Below are 19,631 nucleotides of genomic sequence, written 5' to 3'. Positions count from 1 at the left end.
GCTACTCAGAAAGTAACGTTTGGATTTTAGAGGCCAGCTTCTGGCGATAGCCGAACCAGGTTGAGAGTTCAGCCTTTTTTCGAGCGGAACGTCCCATTTGAGCCAGCTTATCGGGATTTTCACGGCACCACTCTAGCCTTTCTTGAAGTATTTCAGGGTCACGAATAGGAACTATAAATCCTTCGACCCCATCAGTAATAATGTCAGGACCTGCGGCATTAGGAGTAGTTATAACCGGAATTCCACAAGCCATAGCTTCAAGCATAACCAGACCGAAACCCTCGACTAAAGAGGGAAAAACTAAAACGCTGGCATTGCAGTAGTGCTGCCTCAAAGTAGTGTGGGGAACACTAGGCAAATAGTGAATGCAATCTTGAAACGACTCCAACCAACCCGTTGGAAATTCGTTGACACCCACTAGCTTAAGCTCGGCATCGCTCAGCTTAAGCTTTTTCCAAGCCTGTAATAAGTAGTGAACACCTTTTCGAGGGCCAACTCGACCCACAAATAGCGCTCGAAACTTTTTGTCAAGCTTAGGTTGAGGCCGAAAATAGTCAACCGGCGCGCCGTAGGGAATTACTGAGATGCGCTCAGAAGCTATACCCGCATCTAAAAGCGATTGACGCGTCATGGAAGAGGCTACAAAAATATGATCGGCTAACGCAGCTTCTTGATCCTTACGCTCTAGTTTCCACAAAGGTTCATGGGCAGCTTGAAGAGCGGAAGCAAACTCTGGGAACCGCCCAGCCTCATCCTGCTGAATCTGTCGGCTAGTATGGTGAAAAGCAATGGGTAATTCATAAAAGCAGCGTATACCTCGCTGTTTAGCAGCTTCAAATGTGTAGGCTGCGCCATCTTCATAGGCATAAATGGCATCGATTTCGTTGAGGTGGCACCGGGCCACATGGCGATCGAGGGACTTATATACCCAATTGATAGGTCCTTGTTGCCCTAACCCTACCTTGGTGCTTACTCCTGACTTTACTAAAGCAACTCTCAGGGCTTCTCTCCAAGGATGAGTGCGTATGGTTGAACTTCCTGGTGCAACCCAAGTACGTCTTTCCAACTCTTGGCTAAGGGGCAGTCCGATAGACCTAGGCAGCTGTCGAATGGTCCGGGCTAATTGACTTTTGGGATCATAAGCGACAGCAGTAATAACTTCGTGCAGCAGGTTGGCCTCAGCTAATGCGATCGCCGCATTGCGAGAGTTAGGGTTGCTGGTGGGATGCACCAGAGAAATGCGTCGGTTGACCATGTAAAAAATTAGGTTGTTGAGCTTGCTGCCATTGGTCTACCCGCTCTAGATAAGGAAGCAGAAAGATAAAACCGTAAAAAAACCAGTGATACGCATTAGCAGTATGGTTGTAGACCATTTGAGCAATAAAAGTTACGCCCTGATAGACAAAGACACTCAGGGCAAGCTGACGCAAAAACGGATGAGTAAGCTGGAGAAAAACTTTAAATAGGGTGAAAAGCAGCACTAGCCGTAAGCCATACCAGAGGAAGAATCCTACAGGTCCAACCTCTAAGCCAATTCGACCCATCTCATTTTCAAAATAGACTGGGATAATTTCCCCTGGAGGAAGCTGAAACGCTTGACGGATAGTGGCATTAGCCTGAAACGTAGCGCCTAAACCGTAGCCGTCTAAACCCTTAAGATAAAAGTTGTTAAAAGGCTCAGTAAAAGGGCTTAAGACTCGAGCAATAAGACTGTCGTTGGCATTTTCGACGCGGTTCCAAAATGACTCAAAGGCCAGTCGTCCGCCTTGTGAAACTGCTAAAAAACCTATTATGCCTGGCAAAACCAATTTACGTGCGCTAACGGAGAAACTAGAGAAACTAGTTAGAGCTAGCAGGAGCCCGTAGCCAGCTATCAGCAGCACAGAACCAAAGACAAGGCCACGAGACCCGGTCATAAAAGCGGTTACCGCAATCAGCCCGCCTTCAGTTAGAGTTAAAACTTGCCATAGACGAGGCTGAGGTCGAGAGATTACGGGCAACAGCAGACATAAACAGGTCAACAAGTAAGTTGCGTAACCCGTCAAATAAGAAAAAGTACCTGTCACTCTTACTGTACCTAAGCCTGAACTTACTACAGCAGGACCATCTTCACCCCAGGCGTATACGTTGAGCGGGCTAGTAGGCGGGCTGAAAAATTGAGCAATAGCCAAAATGCATACTGGAATCAGTAGGAGCAGATAGTTACGAATAAATTGATATAGCTTTTCCTCAGTGCTAAACATTTGGGACACTAGCCAAACCAGGGGCACGTATAGAAAATAACTTTTGAAGCCAAATAGACCAATTACTGGTGAGCCTAGGCTTGGGTTGAAAGCTTGTACTCCTCCCCAAACTGCCACACAACCGACTAGTATTAAAACAATAGGTTTCTGAATGAATAATCGGGTTTGAACCGGGGACAGCAAAAAGTATCGCAGATAAGCGCCAATTAAAACGAAATCTTTTAGGAAGTAGATGAACTGACTTGCCTGGGGGAGCGCCCACTTTCGTAATGCCCCTTCGAGCACTACTAAAACCAGAACTACTTTTACAGACCGCTGCCAGTTTTGGGCAGAGAGCAGCACTATCAGACCAATGGCCAACAAACCTATAAGAAGATTGCTCATTGGCAAGCAGCCTCTAAAACTTGAAGATAGGCTTTAGCTACGGCCGTCTGTTGGTGCTTTGCTAAATGACTAGTTGCATTAGACCGATAGCGAATTAGTAACTCGGGCTGAGTAAGCAGTTGGTAAAGCACCTGCCTCAGAGAGGCCTCATCACCATTGGGAAATGTAGTACCGCAATCACCAATAGCGTCTTTTAGCCCGCCTCCCGATGACCCAACAACGACGCAACCACAGGCAATGCCTTCTAAGGCTACAACCCCAAACGGCTCGTGCCAACGAGAGGGAACAACCAAAATTTGGTGTGCATTAAGTAAGTGAACTAACTCCTCGCCAACCTTTGCTCCGATAAAATGAACTTGTTCATTGATCTTGAAATCCTCGGCTTGTTGACGTAAGACTTCACCCTCTTCACCAGTGCCAATTACAGTTAGTCGAGGGTATAAGTTATCATTCTTAAGCTTTGCTATGGCGCTTAGCAGCAAATCTAAGCCTTTATCAGATACCAAACGCCCCAGAAACACCAATTCTTTAATGCGTGGAATCTCTGGAAGATGGCGAAACAAGTCTTCACGATAAGGGTTAGGAATCAAGGTGGATGGATGATTGAGGTGATCAGCAATAGGTTTACTGATAGCGATCGACGTGGCAAGCTTAACCATTCGAAGTTTCAGCTGAGTTAACCAAGTAGGCTGTTGGCCAGGATGCTGAATCCAGGTTTGGTGACGAATGACCCAAGGGGTTTGGGTGAGCCACAGTGCCCAAGCTTGTTTGAGAATGATGCCATTCTGGAAACAAACATCACTCCAGCGTGTGAGTTTGAGCAAATGCAAGGCACTAGGCTGTCGCATAACTTCGAAGGGGAAGGTTGCGCCCCTATCATCGAAATTACTCCCTGGAGTTTGGGTTACAACTTTGACAGTATGTCCTAATTTAACAAATTCTCTGGCAAAAATTTCAGCGTCAGTTTCACTACCCCCTAAATTCGGATAGAAATAAGTTGAGGATAGAAGAATTTTCATGGGAAATGTTGCGTCAGCAAAGTAGCTCGTGCTGGTATTATGGCGTCGTATTTTTAAGACATTTCCAACCCAACGGTTTAAAACGATTAGCCACACGATCAATGTCTTTTGTAGCTAGGTAGCAAGGAGGCTCCCAGGGATGAAAACTTGCTGCTTGGGGTGACACTAAATTAGGTTTGCGTAATCCCTTTGTAACCCTATATATGGAATATCCTTTTTCTTTCAAAAATTCGGAAACAGGATTTGGATAGGGTCTGTGCTCCTCAAAAATAATGTCACGAATTCGATTTTTTATTAGCAGTTCTTCCGCACCTGACAGCACGTTTATTTCATGCCCCTCAACGTCGATTTTTAAGAGCCCAATTGTAAAATTATCAAATAGATTGTCTAAAGTATCAGTTTCAACTACAAGTTGCTGGCCTATTGAATAATCAGCTTCATCCTCATTTGAGGAAAACGTAAGAGAAGCTGTGCCTTGATTGAGGTCAAAGTTCGTAGGTACAAACAACTGGGCTTCACCCGGTTGATCAGAAATAGCCAGGTTGCTAACCTCAACCTGAGTCCAGTTCTTTTCTATACTCCAATTCCGGACATTATCAGAGAGGCGTTGGTAAATGCTTGGATGAGGTTCAAAGGCGCTAACTTTTCCTTCCAAACCAACGCGATGTGCCATCAAACTGGTCATGTAACCAATGTTTGCTCCTACATCAACGCAAGTTTCACCCTCGTCAATAATCCGCCAAAGTGTTTCTGATACACATAAATCATAGATTCCCATGGCAGCGATAGAGCGGCCAACAACTTCTCCAGGAAAAGCATTAATTTCAACTCCCCAGGGTAAGCTGAAAGTTTCCGAAACGGGAGAAGCTTTAAAGTTCAACCTAAATCGTTTAACTATCTGATTGGGTTGAAAGAAATATTCTGGGCGATTAATGAAGCTAATGACTCCCATACTTTAAGGTGGCTGATGTTTGTAATTTAATCTTTTATTGGAATTGCTTCTGCAATTCGCACTTCGTAACTTTAAAGGTTCATTGAGGCTTATAAGTAATAGCCAGAACGTTATCACTAAAGCGTAGTCCTTTCAAGAAACCCAACGATAGGTTCTGCCAGTGATAGCGAGGGAGTTTAGGAATTTTCCCAACATTAGTAAACAAAAATTCGGGTAAGCAGAAGCCTGCTTCGCTCAAGATGTGAGTGATATCTTTTCGCACCAGAGCGGTGATGTGTGCAGGGTAGGATGAATCACCGAATTCAACAAAATGTCCTTGCAGAAGCAAGGCTATGATTGCCCGCCAGCTCTCGTTATTAGGAGTGCTAAATATAAGGAGACCGCCGGGCTTAAGCAATCGAAACCACTCCCGAGCAATAGCCCTGGGATTTTCGAGATGCTCAATAACTTCTGCGGAGACAATTACATCAAAGACTTCGGCTTCCAGGTTCAGCGGGTTGTTAAGATCAGCCTGCCTCCATTGAATGGCCGCATCAATAGTTTTAGGACGGGACTGTATATCTGTGGCAGTAATGGATTGAAATTGCTTTAGGTTCAGCAATCGTTGGGTTAGCAACCCCTGTCCAGATCCCCAGTCCAGCACAGATCCACTAGCTGAACGGTGCAGTAGTTCTTTCTCGAAACAGGTATAGATGGCTTCGCTGCTGATTCCGGCGCTGGCTTCGGCAGCCTGCTGCCGATATTGGTGCAGTGCTGTGGGGGTTAGGGCTGACTGGCTCATGGTTGTGGGACGTCCAAATCTGACAGAAGCGTGTAGTAGGTTTTGGCCTGTGCCGATAAATTGTGCACTTGATACCAGGCATAAGCTTGGTCTGCGATCGCCTGCATCAATGCCATATTTCTTCTCTCGGTGTTGTATTGATCTGGAAGGGCGTAATGCTTGCCAGGTTGCAACCCCTCTTCAGGGAGATCGGTCATAGTAGCACTGATAGGTATGACCCGGTGGGCACAGTACGCTGCGAAAATCGTGGATTTGCCAAGGAATGCAGGGTGGTAACTGAAAAAACCTGCGATCGAGTTGGAGAGAATGGTAGAGATCTTTTCACTGGGAAGGCAACCCGCAGCGGTAATCGATATGTTATCTATTTCAGCAGGAAGTGTGTCGAGAACTGGTCCGATGTCACAAATCTGTTGAATGTCCAAATATCGGCAAATTTGGAGGAGTTGTTCTAAGGAATCTTCGTAGACTTTGATGCGTTGGCTGCGCCCCCCAAAGATGACGAGGCGACGGGTACGTTCAGATAAGCTGGAAGGATTCTTTGGCTCGCCTACGGTTGAGAAGACAGGAATTGATGGAATAGTTGTGAACTTTCTTGGGGCATAGCTCTGCAGTAGCTCCGCGTAGGAACGTTTGCTGGTGAAGATGCGATCGCTTAGCCTGATTAACTGTTTTACTAAAAATCTCTGTGTTGCAGAGAACCAAAAAGCACTTGTCCAAATCGGGCCAAAGGCGGAAGTCTCGTGAAACATTGTCACCAGGTGTACCTGTTGGCATTGATGATTCCAAGTTTTCAATCCATTTATTAGCCAAGTCGGACACCCCCGTTTGGCGTAACCGTAACCAACATAATGAAGCAGAATAGGACTTTTAGGCTCAATGTTAACTAATTGAGCAATAAGAGATTTTGCTGATCGGTAACTAATTCGATCAACTTGAAATCCTTCTAACTTGTCAGATCCTACCCAGGCCGGGTCACAAATTATAAAATGCGTGTTGATGCCGAAATCTAACCTAAGCTGATTTGCTAAATTTAGAGCATAATCACCTACTCCATTAATATCCGGAGGAAGACTCGGGACAATCTGGCAAATTTCTTTATTTATTTGACCATTCATCCAGAAATGACTTTTCAGCTTGATGTCTCGATTGCTGACTTCAATATAGCTATTTGCTTGATCATACTTGTTTTTTAGTCAAAGCCAAAAAAGAACTTGTATAAACTTTCACTTCGCCTATTAACTGAAAATTAGAGATGCTGAGCTACGCAATGTAACCGTATAAGCTCAACTCATGATATGCCAATTGTTCCGCCAATTTGATATCTGAAGCATCTCGCTTCTTGTACTTTCCAATAGCTTTAACTGAAGCTTGCCTAAAGCGTTTTTGGAGACGGCTGTCAAAATCGGCACCAATGTAGTTGACGATTTTTTCTCCAAAAGTTATAGGCTCATGTGCTAGGTCTTCGTATTTTATTTTCAAAACTCGTCCACTGGTTATCACGTTGGCTTGACCAAAAAAGGATTCGCAGCAACTTACCATTTCTTTCCACATCCAAATAGAACGGACATAAGGTGATACTTCAACAAAGACATCTGCTTGCTCGGCGGCAACCCACCAAGGTATCCAAAAGCCTTTGTGTTGATATCCTAGTGTTGATTCTGATGTATCTAGAGTTTTGAGCTTTGCATTGGTGAGCACGTCGTAGCATTCAACTAATGAGTTTGCACAATCGCGTCCATCGCGATACAAATATATGATTTTGCAATCCGGCACTGCTCTATAAAGGAAATCAGGTGAAAAGCTGAAAAACGGCTCCTTGTAAATCAAGTTTTCAAGTTGCCGTCGCCGCTGAAATATTTTTTTGGCTTCGCTAACTCCTAGAAAGCCAGCTACTAAGCGGTGAAATGCTTTGAACCGAGAATTGGGAATAGCATTAAGATACACGTCTAGCGTAGATCTTAGACCATACTCTAAACAGTGCATTGTTTGCTCAGGCAGTTGTTGAGCGGCAAGATGAGCCATAGGCACCGGAAAAGAGATTCCAGATACACACTCTGTATAGGGCAATGCTTCTAAGCATTCCATTAGAAAAGTTGTTCCCGATCTCGGGCAGCCTATGACAAAGAATGAATTCATAAAAGATATTGTTTTCACTGACTGGGCACTAGCCCATTAGGAGAAGATACATTTGAAGCTCTCAAAACTTATGCTAGAGCTATTTCAAGAGAAGGCGCCTTGAGTTGTTGGCAGAGATAATCATCCAACGGCCCCTGCTCAAGCTAGTAAACAGGTCGTACCTGTTTGCGCGAATAGCTTCATGCTCATCAAAGTAATGATTTTAACCTAGTTGAATATTTTTTCAAGATAGGAATTTGCAATAGAATTCCAGGAGAAATAGTTGTAGTAAGTGTGATCAAAAGTGCTTTGCCTTATTGCCTTGTTTATTGACTGAGGATTGGGCGGAAATGCAAGAATGTTATCACCTAACAAGCGCTTGAGATCTGAAACGCCACCTGTATTGGTTGCGAAAACAGGCATTCCAGACTCCAACATTTCGTTTAGACAAAGTCCCCATCCTTCTATTTGGCTACAAAATAAACCGATATTATGGCTATTTAATAGTTCCAAAAGCTTTGATCTATCAAAATTAGAAACTATGCTGACCTGCTCTACTTTATTCAATCTAGAAAGAGATTTTGAGGTTTCATAATTACCGCATCCAGCAATTGTGAAGCAATCTTGAGGTCTATTTAAGAGCCAAGAACTTATAAAATTTTCTAATTCCCTAATGCCTTTATGTCTTACCCAGCGACCAATCCACAAAAATCTGATGTGAGGTAGCTGCTCAAGACTCCTAGCTTCTCTTATTTTCTTTAAGCTTTCCTGCTCATTCTCAGATATTGCGTTGTAATAAGCGCTAAGTTTTCCACGTAAAGATGGAAACCATTTTGTCATCCATTTCAGTTCATGCGTACCTAAACAAAAAATGTAATCAGCTATATACCACCCACAAATAATGCTGACAGTATCAGAGATAGAGACACACAATCTTAATGGAAAACTAAGAAAGTTCTTTAAACTTGTATTGCGATCGATATTTAAGGTGCTTAATATATATAACAAGTCAGGCTGTACATGCCTGGAAATAACAATAGATTTTTCTTTAAAGGATCTTGTAATAAAAATTGGGGGGCAGTCGATAACATCAAATGTATCTTGAGTTTCTAAATAATTTTGTAGTTTTTTTTGCATGTAACGCGATCGATTCCATTGCTGAATTTCTGGCGGGATAGGTTGTGGAGACCAAAGGGCAACTTCATGCCCTAGAGCTTTGAAAGCTTGGCCTAGGTTAATTGCTACTTGGGCTGCTCCATGTTCAGGCAGTAGCGGAGCATGAGTTACGAGCAAAATGCGAAGAGATTGTTTTTCAAGCTTCTTAGTCATTTCCTGCCGCAAACTAGGATTTTGCATAAAGCTCTAGGTGTTGCTCGACGACGCTTTTCCAGTCCATGCATGTTACACATTGGCGGGAGCGGATTTGCCATTGCTCAAACTCTTCTGGAGATAGATTAATGATTTGACGGATGGCTTTAGCAATCGCCTCCCCTGAGTTTTGTTCAACTACCAAACCCGTTTTTCCATGTTCTACAAACTCTTGCATTGCCCCTGCATCGGTACAAATGGCCGGAGTTCCACAAGCTTGTGACTCTAGCAAGGTGAAGCCCATAAGTTCTGGTACGGAAGTGTAGTTGCCATAACAAGTAGTATGTACAGAAGGCAATACAGTTACCTTTGCCGTTCGATACTCGTTGATGAGACGTTGATCGTCAGCATTATGAACAAACTCAATAGGCAACCCCTCTGCTTGCTCTTTCAAGTCCCTATAAAACTGGTCATGGTAAGCTCTGCCGATAATGACTAGACGATAATCCGTTTCTCGGAGAATCTGCATTGCGTCAACTAGATAATTAATACCCTTGTGGGGTAATAGGCGTCCTACATATAGAATTTTGTTTTCTTTCCGCAGGGAAGGATTAGGACAAAACTTGTTAATGTCGATGCCGCCTTTGATTAAAATTGCTTTCCGCTGCAATGATTCAGGAATAAATCCCATCCCAAATTGGGAGTAAGCAATGGCTCCTCGATATCCCTGAAATACTGGAAGTTTGTGGTTGAGTATCAAACTACCACCGCCCCCATAATCGGTTACAAACACCTTTTTGTTAAACAAACGCCCTATCATACATGCCATATCTGATACAACAGTATTAATGTTGTGAATGTGGACAATATCTGCGTTGATTACTGATGTAAGGTAGCGAAAACTAATGGGATTGACGCGGTTTCCATGAATGAAGTGTTGAACCGGAAACGTCTCAACTCGGAGACTGTCAAGATAGCGAGTCTGGCGACTGGGAGCAAAACTGACCAAAGCGGTTGGGGTATGTTTTGACATCCAGGCTGCTAACTCAGTTGGATATCGCTCTCCACCACCAATGACTGAATCGTTATCAAAATAAGTGGGGGTAATGTGAGCAACACGCATCAATTAACCTCTACGATAGATGTCAATTCGAAGTAGAGATACCAAGCCGGAAAAATCCAAGCCCATCGGTTTTCGTAGGATTTGGGAAACCGATTGGCTAATCGCGAAACAAGCGAGCGATTAAAGCGCCCTCCTTGAAACATCAAAAAACGATATTGGATTGTAAATCTTGCCTTTGAGTAATAAGACAACTCATGACCATCACAAAAATAATCGAATGTAAAGTAGCTTAGATGCCAACGATGAGTTGGATCAATATATGAATTGGCGCAGGAGAAATGAGGTGTTGTAATTTTAAGGATGCCTCCTGGTTTCAAGATGCGATGAAATTCCTCCATTGTTGGAGGAATTTCGTGCAGGTGTTCGATTACATCAAAACATTCAATCACGTCAAAACTGGCGTTACTAAAGGGATAGGGGAACTTTCCTAAATCCCAAACAACGTCGGGATCGACGTCTGCCGATATATCTAATCGAACAACACTAGGTCTAGACTCTTGCTTACCACAGCCAACAGATAAAATACGATATCCTTCGTCGGTATTAGCAGCTGTTACTTCCAAACGATTAGCTTCAGACTGCATAGCGTTTCCACCAATATTTGATTTGCTGATAAATTGCTTGGCCTAGTAAGGATTTGAATAAAACTTTCCAAAACAGAGGAAGACGTATAAGCGTTATTCGATGAGTGAGTACCTTAAGAATAATCTTGAGCTTTTCTTTGTCTGGAGAAGAAATAATTGATCCTAATGCCATAAAATCGCGGGCTGTAGTTTGGTAAGTCAACCTCTTCAATCTGGAATACACTTGTTTGGCTTCTGCACTGGCTACTTTGTAGTACTCTTCGTACTGATTCTTATTTGTTTGGAGTGTCTTATTCAACCCATGGTATTTGAATTTGACCCAACGATTATCAACCCAAACAGCCTTTGGATTTTGAGCCAGAACACGTAGAAATAGCTGGTAATCCATTGTTGTACTAAGACTGATATTCAATGGAAAAGCCTTATCACACAACCCTTTATCAATAAATACAGCAGGTTGGGGAAGCGGTACGAAAGACCAAAACTTGACATAATCATCAAACGTCTGAGGTCGAGAAATGCCATTATATTGCTCATATATAATGAGCTCTTGATCATACTCATTGACGTTTAAGCAAGCTCCAACAATGAGCTGATTGCCTTGACAGTACAGGTCTGCGACCTCACATAAGCAAGTTGAACTGAGATAGGCATCATCAGCATTTAGCCATACAAAGATGTCGCCTGTGCAACGCTCAAATCCTTTATTAATAGCATCTGTTTGTCCTTCATCAGGTTCGCTACACCAGAAGGAAAGCCAGGGTTCGTAGGAGCTTATGATGTCGAGTGTCTCGTCGGTAGAGCCACCATCAATAATAATAAATTCAAGATTTGGGTAACCCTGCAATAAAACTGAACGGATAGTTTCTTCAATGTATTGCCCATAGTTGTAGCTAGGGGTCACAATGCTGATGCGGGGATACTCAGGGCCATCAAGCATTTGCTCGGCTAGAGGTTCACCTTGCTTAGTCCAGGGCCATCCTGTTTTACCGGAGGGAGGGGCAGGTAAGTCGCTCAGCAGCGGAATTTTTGTTACTTGTGGCATAAGGCCAATCGCGCAAGACTCATGATTTTTTTCGTCCCTAGCAGCAAGGAGTGGACGACTTTAAACTGTAGTTATGATGAAATGGGGGGATAGTTGTTAAGATGACTTTCACACTGACTCAAAACACAACTTTGGAAGAGTTCCTCAAGCCTCCGAAGGTTTATATAAGAGCCTCTTAAGCAACGACGGTGCGATAAACTTCTACAGTTTGAGCTACAGTTTTATCCCAACTAAACTGCTTTGCTCTAATTTGGCCTTTGCTAATTAGGCGATCGCGCTCTGTTGAATGATCTAAAACAACCTTTAGTTGGTCAATCAATTCATCCGTAGATTGTGGGTCAAAGAGCAACCCAGCATCACCAACAACTTCGGGGAGGCTGGACGAGTTCGCTACAATCGCCACTGTCCCACAAGCCATAGCCTCCAAAGGAGGAATACCAAAACCTTCGTAAAGAGATGGGTAAACAAACGCGAGACTACAACGATAGAGCTTCGCTAAGTGATCATTGGCTACATAACCACAATGTTCAATATAGTCTTCCACCTCGAGGTCGTGGATTAATTTTTTTTCGTCTTCTGTAAACGGTGAACCCACCACACAAAGTGCTAAATCATCGCAGCTAGAAGTCACTTTTGCAAACGCGATAAGTAAACGTTCAAAGTTCTTGTAACTTGCACGACTGCCGACGTAAAGAAAGTAGGGGCATTCAGGAACAGAATCTGAACTGTAGGACATACTAATATCTAACTCAGAGGCTAAGTAGGTAACTGTTACATCCTTCTCTGATATCGAATATCTATTCAACAAGTCCTTCTTTGTATTTTCGGAAATACAAAGAATTTTTTGCGCTGCAAGAATTGCTTTTCGTTTTATCTCACGATGATTACCATCAGCATCCATCTGCTCAGGAAAAATCTCGTGAATCATGTCCCAGACAGACAACACGACAGGATGGCGGCATTGGCTAATGTCTTGCCGGGATAGCAGATTGTAGTAGGTAGGGTGAATAACATCAAATGTATTCAAATAATTTACTGTTTTGAAGTAGTAAGGTTCAAGCCAGTAGGAAACTCGACCGGGACGAAAGCCAAACCTCTGGTAATGGAAAGTTTTTAGATTGGGGTGACTAGGATAATTGACACTTAAGGTCTGGCAAGTCGTTAGAACTGGATGAACAGATTTTGGTAAATTGTTGATCAAGTTACTAAAATAACGATTGATGCCTCCAGCCATTTGAGAGGCATAAATCTGCCCATCATAAAGGATGCGCATAACAAAAAATACTTATACCTAGTTGTAAAGAGAGAACGCCAAGAATCTATACCGACAGAGCGAGTTTGTAAGCCGCGACTGTTTCTTGAACACACTTCTCCCAACTGAACTTCTTAGACTGCTCTATAGACTTACGAGCCATAGCTTGCCGTAAAGCAGGTTGAGAATACAATTTTAATAAGCTATGACACATCCCATCCACATCTTTAGGATTAAGCATGATACCGGCATCACCTACTACTTCAGGGAGAGAAGAAGTATCAGAAGTAATTACAGGAATGCCACATTGCATTGCCTCTAAAGGTGGCAAACCAAAACCCTCATAAAATGACGGATAAACAAATGCAAGAGCATTACTATATAGAGAAGCTAAATCTTCATCTGCGACATAACCTGTGACAATAATGCGGTCTTTCAGAATAGGATTGTTGGATAGTTCAGTATAAATCTTGTCGTATTTCCAGCCTTTTGTGCCGACTAGTACCAGATGTAGGTCTTGCAATTTTTCCTGCTCAACAAGCTGAATGTAGCAACGAATGATGTGATCGATGTTTTTACGAGGTTCCAGTGTGCTTAGACTTAAGATGTAAGGAGACTTTGGAATTTTATATTTCTCACAAACATATTTAAAGTGTTGAGAATTAGTACAGGGATAAAAAAGTTCAGAAGCCGCTAAATGAGTTACAAAAACTTTTGAAGGATCAATCAGTTTTGTGTAATTGCACAAATCTTCTTTAGTTGAGTGGGATATACAAAAAATCCAGGACTCTGGATCTAAGCTGTTAATTGCTTTCTTAATAGTGCCACTCTCATCAAACTCAAAGAAATCAGGAAAGAGAATTGGGATTAAATCCATTACTGACAAAAACTTCTGCAGATGACTTGCTGTTCGAATTTCCTCTGGAATTGGATGAAACGGTGAGTGATAAATGTTGCTATTTGAAATGCTTTTGGATTCAATAGGTCTGTAGTTTCTTCTAGCTGATTGACCGGCTGAACTTACAAGCTTTCGTATTAATCTTAATGAATTTCTTCTTAAGCCATGAGAATCTTCAATCTGTAAATTTAATCTATTCTGAAAGCTCCAGAGCTGGCGTTTGCTTCTCCAAGAATGAGGAAACGAAACTGCATTAAGTTTGTCATTAGCATCTAGATAATCAAAGGAAGCAAACAACCAATCAGGAATTGAACTAACACAAAATTCTAGTTCACACTCCTCTATTTCTTTCAAGCCACAGGCTAAATTTTCTGCAACCCTAAAAACTCCTGTTTTTGCACGAGGCATGATATGCCCCATGCCCAAAACTGTAATGTCATATAAAACTTTCATTCTATCTATCTATCTATCTATCTATCTATCTATCTATCTATCTATCTATGTATGTATGCTCATGAAGTTAGCAGTTATAAAACACCACTCACCTTTTTGAAACTGCTTTATTTCAAAGCAGTTTCTTATGTATTCACTCTAATAAACTATTCAAACACTCTTTGAAGCTAATATAATTGATAATATTAAAAGGACTTTTGTCTAAAGTTAAATATCAATTACTGCCACTAATCCTGTATAAACTTCTTTGTAATACGTTCTATTAAGCAATTTCTGAAGCAAAAAATTGAGCATTTTTCTATAAGCTTTTTTGGGACTGTTATCATGTTGAGTCTCTTTGAATTCTATCATCTCTTTAACTAGAGATCTAGTTGGAATTCCTAATTCAGTAAATATATGAATATTCGAAGGATTAATGCTCGATGCAAGTTTTTTGAGAGAATCTTCCGTATAATTTCTTAAATGAGTCTTGTCTTGATAATGTAAAAATGTAAGATTGTATTTATTCATTATCTCATCTTCTTTGGGGACAGCAATAATAATTCGATTAGCTGTAACCCTCGCTAATTCTTTTATTGCCAATTTATCGTCGACATGTTCTAAGACATCAAAACAATAAGAAGAATCAAATGTCTTGTCTGGGAATGGCAGTTTTGCAATGTCTCCTTGAACGTAAGTACCTGCTGCGCTCTCTTCTTGAGCTAATTGAAGAAACTGCTTGTGTTTGTCAACTCCTGTGATGTCAAAACCTTGTTGAGATAGAAACTCTACATATGCTCCGCCACCACAACCAACATCGAGGATTTTTTTCCCAATAACATAGGACTTGAGGTGAGAAACTCGTTCAGGATTCAAACTTCCAGTAACAGAAGCCCATTTGAATTGCAATGCGTTTTCAATCGTATATAGATCTTCCATATTTTATGAGTGAACTAAATAATTTACTTTCCAATTAAGATTTGGACGAATAACTCCCGGTAGCTTTTCATTTAGTAATCCGTGCCCCTCGACATCTTCTACGGTGAAGCTCAAGCAATATGGAGTTGATACGAGTAGTTTTGTATAAGGAGGAATATCCGCACCAAAATAAACTGAGTACCTTCCTGCATTGAGAATGTAGCCGGGGAAATCACATTGACTTACATAACGACCTGGTTCTCTTACAGGCTTAATCCATGCCATGGGATCATTGGAGCCGCAAATTGCTACTCCTTCTAGATTTTGCATAAAAAAGCCAATTCTCAAATCTCGAAGAGGCTTGAGAATTTCGTATTCAACGGCAACTTGAAATCCCTTACGGCAATCTAGTAAAGATGCATAGTCACCTTGATCATTCAAAATGTAGGCTCTAATGAATCGAATCTCTGGTGATTGGGGCGCTGTTCGCGAATCCCATTTAACTACAGATTCGGATATGTCTTCTTCTGCTAAGTATTTGGCGACTATATTTTCTACATTAGAATCTTCTATTAAATGGCCCTGATTCAGCAAAATAGCTCGACTGCAAAGAGATCGCATGGCAGCTATGTTATGGCTTACGAATAGGACAGTTCTTCCCTGCTGTCCCACCTGTTCCATTTTGCCTAAGCACTTCTTTTGAAACTGGGCATCTCCAACCGCCAGCACCTCATCCACAATCAAAATTTCTGGTTCTAAATGTGCTGCTACTGCAAAAGCAAGGCGAACATACATTCCGGAGGAATAGCGCTTTACAGGCGTATCCAAAAATTTCTCGACTTCCGCAAACGCCACAATCTCATCAAATTTGCGTTTGATCTCTGCTTTACCCATTCCCAAGATTGTGCCATTGAGAAAAAGGTTTTCTCGTCCGGTTAACTCTGGATGAAACCCTGTGCCCACCTCCAGCAAGCTGGCAACCCGGCCTTTAATAGAAATGCGCCCATTAGTCGGTTCTGTAATCCGGCTTAAAATTTTTAATAAGGTTGATTTCCCTGCCCCATTGCGGCCGATGATGCCGATGCGATCGCCCCGCTTTACCTCAAATGAGACATCTTTGAGAGCCCAAAACTCCTCTGAGTTTGGTTTTTGGCGTTTAGCTTTTGGGTTGAAAATCTGGGTAATATCTTTGGCCCTGTTAGCCAATACATCTCGCAGAGCCGTATAGCGCTCTTGCTGCTGATGGCCAATGATGTATTTCTTGCCCAAGTTTTCGACGCGAATTACTGTATCAGACATGCTAGCCGTCGGTGAAGGTCGTGGTATGGAGGCATCGGCTGCTAAATCACGTCTGCAAAGGTGCGCTCCATTTTGCGGAAATACCAGATGCCAGACACCAGCAGCAGCATGACTAGACTCGTCGATAGGGCAAACCCCGGCCAGTAGATGCTGGCCTCATTTCCTAGAATGGCCCAGCGAAAGCCGTCAATGACTCCGACCATAGGGTTTAACGAGTACAGCAGCCGCCACTGCTCGGGCACGATGCTGCTGCTAAACCCCACCGGAGAAATATAGAGGCCAAACTGAACTAAAAACGGCACAATATAGCGAAAATCGCGGTACTGCACATTGAGGGAAGCCATCCATAGTCCTACACCCATAGAAGCGGCTAGCGCAATTAGGGTAAACAGCGGTAGGGTAACGATTCGCCAACTGGGTACGTAGGTGAACCACACCATGAGCGCCACCAAAATGATGCCAGAGATGGCGAAGTCTACAAAGCTAACTACTACAGCGCTAGTAGGTACTACTAAGCGAGGAAAATATACCTTCGATAGTAGGTTGGCGTTAGCAATCAGACTGTTGCTGCACTCTGATAAAGCCGTAGAAAATAGCTGCCAGGGAAGCATGGCTGAAAATACCAGGATGGGGTAGGGTACCCCGTTCGATGGCAAGTTGGCTAGACGACCAAACACTATTGTAAACACCACCATCGTTAGAAATGGCCGAATGAGCGCCCACGCCACTCCGATAGCAGTTTGCTTGTAGCGCACTAAAATATCGCGCCAAGCTAAAAAATAAAACAGCTCTCGATAGCGCCAGATATCTTGCCAATAGTTTTTCTCTGTGCGACCCGCTTCAATAATCAGCTCGGCTTCGCTGGGATCACTTGATGGCCGGCGCCGCTTAATCTTCAGCTTGGTCATTGAAAGTTACCTAAGTCGGAATTAAGCGCTAGCTTAACCAATGCGGCGAAAGTCTTTGATGCCCTGGTACTGGGTTTGGCGAGCCTGTCGGCGGGTAAACTCGCTAACGCTGGGGTTGCCGGTGGGAAGAATCACGCCGCTGGCTTGCATCCAGAGGTGTTCTGGCGCAGCTACAACCATGTAGCGATTAGCGACGGTTCTGTGGACATGGTACCAGCGGGTTTCTTGGCAGTAATCGCACCAAAAGGCCTCGAGCCATTCACCGGTCAAGGGAACGGTGCCGTAACCAGCGATGACGGTGAGCGATCGCAGTCGGCTCAACCCCCGCTGCTGGAGATGCTCGGGCTCAGTTGTGTAGAGCGGATACTTTTGGCTAACGCTGTCGAGGTAGGTGCCGTGGTCGGGGCAGTAAATGGCGCGTCGTTTAGATCGGCTACGATTGCGGCGGGGCTGAGTCATATTGGAAAAATGGGAAAGAGCACAGGGCTAACTAAAAGGCATTGGATAAAGATAGCCACACCCGTCCTGGACTACGGCCTCGGCGGCTGCCGAGGTTGCGGGGGAGAGACTGAGATCACAGTGACCGTCAAAGCCCACTCCATGCCAGAAGGGTACAGGATTTATTGAATTAGGCAAGGGCTAAAGCCAGTTTTTTAAGATTCTTTTGCCATGGTCGGTGCGGTCAGAGGCGAGAGACAGTAGCCTTGGGCACCTCAGCCAGCGGGGGCGCTGCCGGAGTTTGCAGGCAAGCTTTTACAACCTCAAAATAGCGGTTGGTACCCTGCTCGGGGGTAAACTTTTGCTGCATGTAGCGACGACCTCGGCTGCCCATCTGTTGAACTAGAGCTGGGTTGGCCACCAATGTTCGAATAAAATTGGCTAGCCCCGCACCATCGCCATTGCTAAAGGCACGGCCAAATCCCCCTTCGGCCAGCAGCGATCGCAGGTAGGAATGGGGTTCGCAAATAGCAGCCACAGGTCGGCCTGCAGCTAGGCTGCCGTACAGTTTGCTGGGGGCCACTAGCCCTTCTACCCCTTCTACCAGGCTGACTAAGCTGAGGTCACAGGCGGTGAGAGAAAAGGGCAGGGTTTCTTTTGCTTGGTAGGGCAGAAACAAGCAATTGGTCAGCGCTGCGCGGGCCGTACGGTCTATACAGAACTGGCGCTTGGCCCCGGCCCCAATAAACACAAACCTGACGGGCTCGTGGCGTAGAGCAAAGGCTGCTGCCAAGATAGTGTCCATATCGTGGCAGCGCCCCATATTGCCGGAATAGAGCACCGTAAAGACTTGATCGAGCTGATGGTGTAAAGCGAACCAGTTGTTCGCTTTTGGCAAGGGAACAATCAGGCTGGGGTCAGCCCAGTTGTGAATCACCGATATTTTGTCGGCTGCTTCGGGGCAGTGATCGACAATGCGCTGCTTCATGGTTTGGCTTAGCACCACAATGGCCTCAGCTCGCTGCCAAGTGCGACAGTTAAGCCAGCGCCACAGGCGCACCAGCCAGTGACGCTTTGAGACCACTCCCAGGGCCAAGGCCACTTCGGGGTAAAGGTCGTACACCACGCACAGATAGGGTTGGCCAAACAGGCAATACATCAGATAGGCCAGTACCGGCAGATAGGGAGGTTCGGTGGTGACTATCAACAGCTGGCCGCGGCGGGCTGGGTGCAGGAGCTTGATGAGCGATCGTAAACAGTAGAGCAACCCGCCTACTGCGCGCCCCCGAATTCGCTTGGGCCAGAGCCGCGAAGTGCGCGTGCGGCGAATAGTCACTCCCTGGGCCTCTTCCTGCTTGGGAGCGAGCCTGCGATCGTAGGCGTAGCCGGGCTGTCCTGCAAACACCTGCACCCCTACCCCCTGTCGACTAAAGCTCTGGGCTAGTTCTTCCACAAGCTGCCCGGTAGCGGCGTAGTCGGGTGGAAAAAACTGAGTCAAAATTGAGACCTGCAAGGGAAGGCTAGGCCGGCTGTGGTTTGCTCTCATAGGATCCACTCATTGTGCGATGCAACACGGATGACAGCTAAATACTCTGTTTTGAGCTTTGTTTTTAGATGGCTGCAGGTCTATCAGTTAAGAAATCACCTCAATTAGACGTGATATTGCCCTTAACTAGAGCTCAAAGTATGTATTGGGGGCAACATTTTCGAGGTTGTCACTAAATTTCAAAATCTATTCTTTGTGGTCAGAGTATTTCTTGAGGGTTGATGAGGAAGGCCCTGGAAATATTATTTTTTACAATTTACCTCATGATTGCGAATTTGGGCCTTTGAACTTCAAAGTTAACCCTCACTTCTTGGAAAGGTTTAGGGGCGAATAGCACTAAATTTTTAGGCTCAGCATCTGACCTACTCGACTAAATTGTTAAGACA

At 44.0% G+C, this 19,631-nt stretch carries 18 protein-coding genes; all 18 read right to left on the bottom strand.

All coding sequences use genetic code 11. From position 1 onward, the window contains the following. Nucleotide 1: 1 nt before the first annotated feature. On the bottom strand, nt 2-1,255 hold the full coding sequence (locus H6F59_RS21660) for a glycosyltransferase family 4 protein (RefSeq protein WP_190705482.1): 1,254 nt from the start codon (nt 1,253-1,255) through the stop codon (nt 2-4). Next, on the bottom strand, nt 1,209-2,627 hold the full coding sequence (locus H6F59_RS21655) for a hypothetical protein (protein ID WP_190705479.1): 1,419 nt from the start codon (nt 2,625-2,627) through the stop codon (nt 1,209-1,211). The genes H6F59_RS21660 and H6F59_RS21655 overlap by 47 nt, the downstream gene beginning before the upstream one ends. Continuing rightward, complete coding sequence (locus H6F59_RS21650; RefSeq protein ID WP_190705476.1) at nt 2,624-3,646, bottom strand: glycosyltransferase family 4 protein; 1,023 nt, start codon at nt 3,644-3,646, stop codon at nt 2,624-2,626. Before H6F59_RS21650 ends, H6F59_RS21655 begins: the two co-directional genes overlap by 4 nt. A gap of 37 nt (nt 3,647-3,683) precedes the next feature. Next, nucleotides 3,684-4,598: an FkbM family methyltransferase gene (locus tag H6F59_RS21645; protein WP_190705472.1), complete on the bottom strand. Its 915-nt coding sequence runs from the start codon at nt 4,596-4,598 to the stop codon at nt 3,684-3,686. A 79-nt stretch (nt 4,599-4,677) separates the two neighbouring features. After that, on the bottom strand, nt 4,678-5,379 hold the full coding sequence (locus H6F59_RS21640; protein ID WP_190705470.1) for a bifunctional 2-polyprenyl-6-hydroxyphenol methylase/3-demethylubiquinol 3-O-methyltransferase UbiG: 702 nt from the start codon (nt 5,377-5,379) through the stop codon (nt 4,678-4,680). Continuing rightward, nucleotides 5,376-6,494, bottom strand: a complete 1,119-nt coding sequence (locus H6F59_RS21635) for a glycosyltransferase family 1 protein (RefSeq protein WP_190705467.1) — start codon at nt 6,492-6,494, stop codon at nt 5,376-5,378. The genes H6F59_RS21640 and H6F59_RS21635 overlap by 4 nt, the downstream gene beginning before the upstream one ends. A 145-nt stretch (nt 6,495-6,639) precedes the next feature. Further along, entirely contained in the window at nt 6,640-7,515 is an 876-nt protein-coding gene (locus H6F59_RS21630) for a sulfotransferase (RefSeq protein ID WP_190705464.1), read from the bottom strand. A 207-nt stretch (nt 7,516-7,722) separates the two neighbouring features. Further along, nucleotides 7,723-8,850, bottom strand: coding sequence for a glycosyltransferase family 4 protein (locus tag H6F59_RS21625; protein ID WP_190705461.1), 1,128 nt, complete (start codon nt 8,848-8,850; stop codon nt 7,723-7,725). Beyond that, nucleotides 8,837-9,925, bottom strand: coding sequence for a glycosyltransferase family 4 protein (locus H6F59_RS21620; RefSeq protein ID WP_190705458.1), 1,089 nt, complete (start codon nt 9,923-9,925; stop codon nt 8,837-8,839). The genes H6F59_RS21625 and H6F59_RS21620 overlap by 14 nt, the downstream gene beginning before the upstream one ends. Beyond that, nucleotides 9,925-10,509 (bottom strand): class I SAM-dependent methyltransferase, encoded by a 585-nt coding sequence (locus H6F59_RS21615; RefSeq protein WP_190705454.1) that lies wholly within the window; start codon nt 10,507-10,509, stop codon nt 9,925-9,927. The genes H6F59_RS21620 and H6F59_RS21615 overlap by 1 nt, the downstream gene beginning before the upstream one ends. After that, nucleotides 10,499-11,554: a glycosyltransferase family 2 protein gene (locus tag H6F59_RS21610; RefSeq protein ID WP_190705452.1), complete on the bottom strand. Its 1,056-nt coding sequence runs from the start codon at nt 11,552-11,554 to the stop codon at nt 10,499-10,501. The genes H6F59_RS21615 and H6F59_RS21610 overlap by 11 nt, the downstream gene beginning before the upstream one ends. Before the next feature lie 175 nt (nt 11,555-11,729). Beyond that, a complete protein-coding gene (locus tag H6F59_RS21605; RefSeq protein ID WP_190705451.1) occupies nt 11,730-12,827 on the bottom strand; it encodes a glycosyltransferase family 1 protein in 1,098 nt (365 codons plus the stop codon). 46 nt (nt 12,828-12,873) lie between these two features. Further along, on the bottom strand, nt 12,874-14,157 hold the full coding sequence (locus H6F59_RS21600) for a glycosyltransferase family 1 protein (protein WP_190705449.1): 1,284 nt from the start codon (nt 14,155-14,157) through the stop codon (nt 12,874-12,876). 207 nt (nt 14,158-14,364) lie between these two features. Then, a complete protein-coding gene (locus tag H6F59_RS21595; protein WP_190705447.1) occupies nt 14,365-15,075 on the bottom strand; it encodes a bifunctional 2-polyprenyl-6-hydroxyphenol methylase/3-demethylubiquinol 3-O-methyltransferase UbiG in 711 nt (236 codons plus the stop codon). A gap of 3 nt (nt 15,076-15,078) precedes the next feature. Then, the gene (locus H6F59_RS21590) at nt 15,079-16,353 is read right to left on the bottom strand and encodes an ABC transporter ATP-binding protein (protein ID WP_190705444.1); all 1,275 of its coding nucleotides are present in this window, start codon (nt 16,351-16,353) and stop codon (nt 15,079-15,081) included. A 41-nt stretch (nt 16,354-16,394) separates the two neighbouring features. Further along, entirely contained in the window at nt 16,395-17,261 is an 867-nt protein-coding gene (locus tag H6F59_RS21585) for an ABC transporter permease (RefSeq protein ID WP_190705441.1), read from the bottom strand. A gap of 33 nt (nt 17,262-17,294) precedes the next feature. Beyond that, nucleotides 17,295-17,720 (bottom strand): hypothetical protein, encoded by a 426-nt coding sequence (locus H6F59_RS21580; RefSeq protein ID WP_190705439.1) that lies wholly within the window; start codon nt 17,718-17,720, stop codon nt 17,295-17,297. Between the two features lie 223 nt (nt 17,721-17,943). Next, a complete protein-coding gene (locus tag H6F59_RS21575) occupies nt 17,944-19,197 on the bottom strand; it encodes a glycosyltransferase family 4 protein (protein ID WP_242021618.1) in 1,254 nt (417 codons plus the stop codon). Nucleotides 19,198-19,631: the final 434 nt, after the last annotated feature.

The sequence above is a fragment of the Nodosilinea sp. FACHB-141 genome (assembly GCF_014696135.1).
Classification (GTDB): domain Bacteria; phylum Cyanobacteriota; class Cyanobacteriia; order Phormidesmidales; family Phormidesmidaceae; genus Nodosilinea.
The sequence above is the reverse complement of the archived record's forward strand: the minus strand, read 5'-3'. Positions and strand labels throughout refer to the sequence as shown.

Bases quoted from the DNA above. Each gene is read 5' to 3' on its own strand.
- H6F59_RS21590 (WP_190705444.1), bottom strand. From the start codon at position 16,353: ATGTCTGATACAGTAATTCGCGTCGAAAACTTGGGCAAGAAATACATC.
- H6F59_RS21635 (WP_190705467.1), bottom strand. From the start codon at position 6,494: ATGAATGGTCAAATAAATAAAGAAATTTGCCAGATTGTCCCGAGTCTT.
- H6F59_RS21630 (WP_190705464.1), bottom strand. From the start codon at position 7,515: ATGAATTCATTCTTTGTCATAGGCTGCCCGAGATCGGGAACAACTTTT.
- H6F59_RS21585 (WP_190705441.1), bottom strand. From the start codon at position 17,261: ATGACCAAGCTGAAGATTAAGCGGCGCCGGCCATCAAGTGATCCCAGC.
- H6F59_RS21595 (WP_190705447.1), bottom strand. From the start codon at position 15,075: ATGGAAGATCTATATACGATTGAAAACGCATTGCAATTCAAATGGGCT.
- H6F59_RS21605 (WP_190705451.1), bottom strand. From the start codon at position 12,827: ATGCGCATCCTTTATGATGGGCAGATTTATGCCTCTCAAATGGCTGGA.
- H6F59_RS21580 (WP_190705439.1), bottom strand. From the start codon at position 17,720: ATGACTCAGCCCCGCCGCAATCGTAGCCGATCTAAACGACGCGCCATT.
- H6F59_RS21600 (WP_190705449.1), bottom strand. From the start codon at position 14,157: ATGAAAGTTTTATATGACATTACAGTTTTGGGCATGGGGCATATCATG.
- H6F59_RS21620 (WP_190705458.1), bottom strand. From the start codon at position 9,925: ATGCGTGTTGCTCACATTACCCCCACTTATTTTGATAACGATTCAGTC.
- H6F59_RS21650 (WP_190705476.1), bottom strand. From the start codon at position 3,646: ATGAAAATTCTTCTATCCTCAACTTATTTCTATCCGAATTTAGGGGGT.
- H6F59_RS21640 (WP_190705470.1), bottom strand. From the start codon at position 5,379: ATGAGCCAGTCAGCCCTAACCCCCACAGCACTGCACCAATATCGGCAG.
- H6F59_RS21655 (WP_190705479.1), bottom strand. From the start codon at position 2,627: ATGAGCAATCTTCTTATAGGTTTGTTGGCCATTGGTCTGATAGTGCTG.
- H6F59_RS21615 (WP_190705454.1), bottom strand. From the start codon at position 10,509: ATGCAGTCTGAAGCTAATCGTTTGGAAGTAACAGCTGCTAATACCGAC.
- H6F59_RS21625 (WP_190705461.1), bottom strand. From the start codon at position 8,850: ATGCAAAATCCTAGTTTGCGGCAGGAAATGACTAAGAAGCTTGAAAAA.
- H6F59_RS21660 (WP_190705482.1), bottom strand. From the start codon at position 1,255: ATGGTCAACCGACGCATTTCTCTGGTGCATCCCACCAGCAACCCTAAC.
- H6F59_RS21610 (WP_190705452.1), bottom strand. From the start codon at position 11,554: ATGCCACAAGTAACAAAAATTCCGCTGCTGAGCGACTTACCTGCCCCT.
- H6F59_RS21645 (WP_190705472.1), bottom strand. From the start codon at position 4,598: ATGGGAGTCATTAGCTTCATTAATCGCCCAGAATATTTCTTTCAACCC.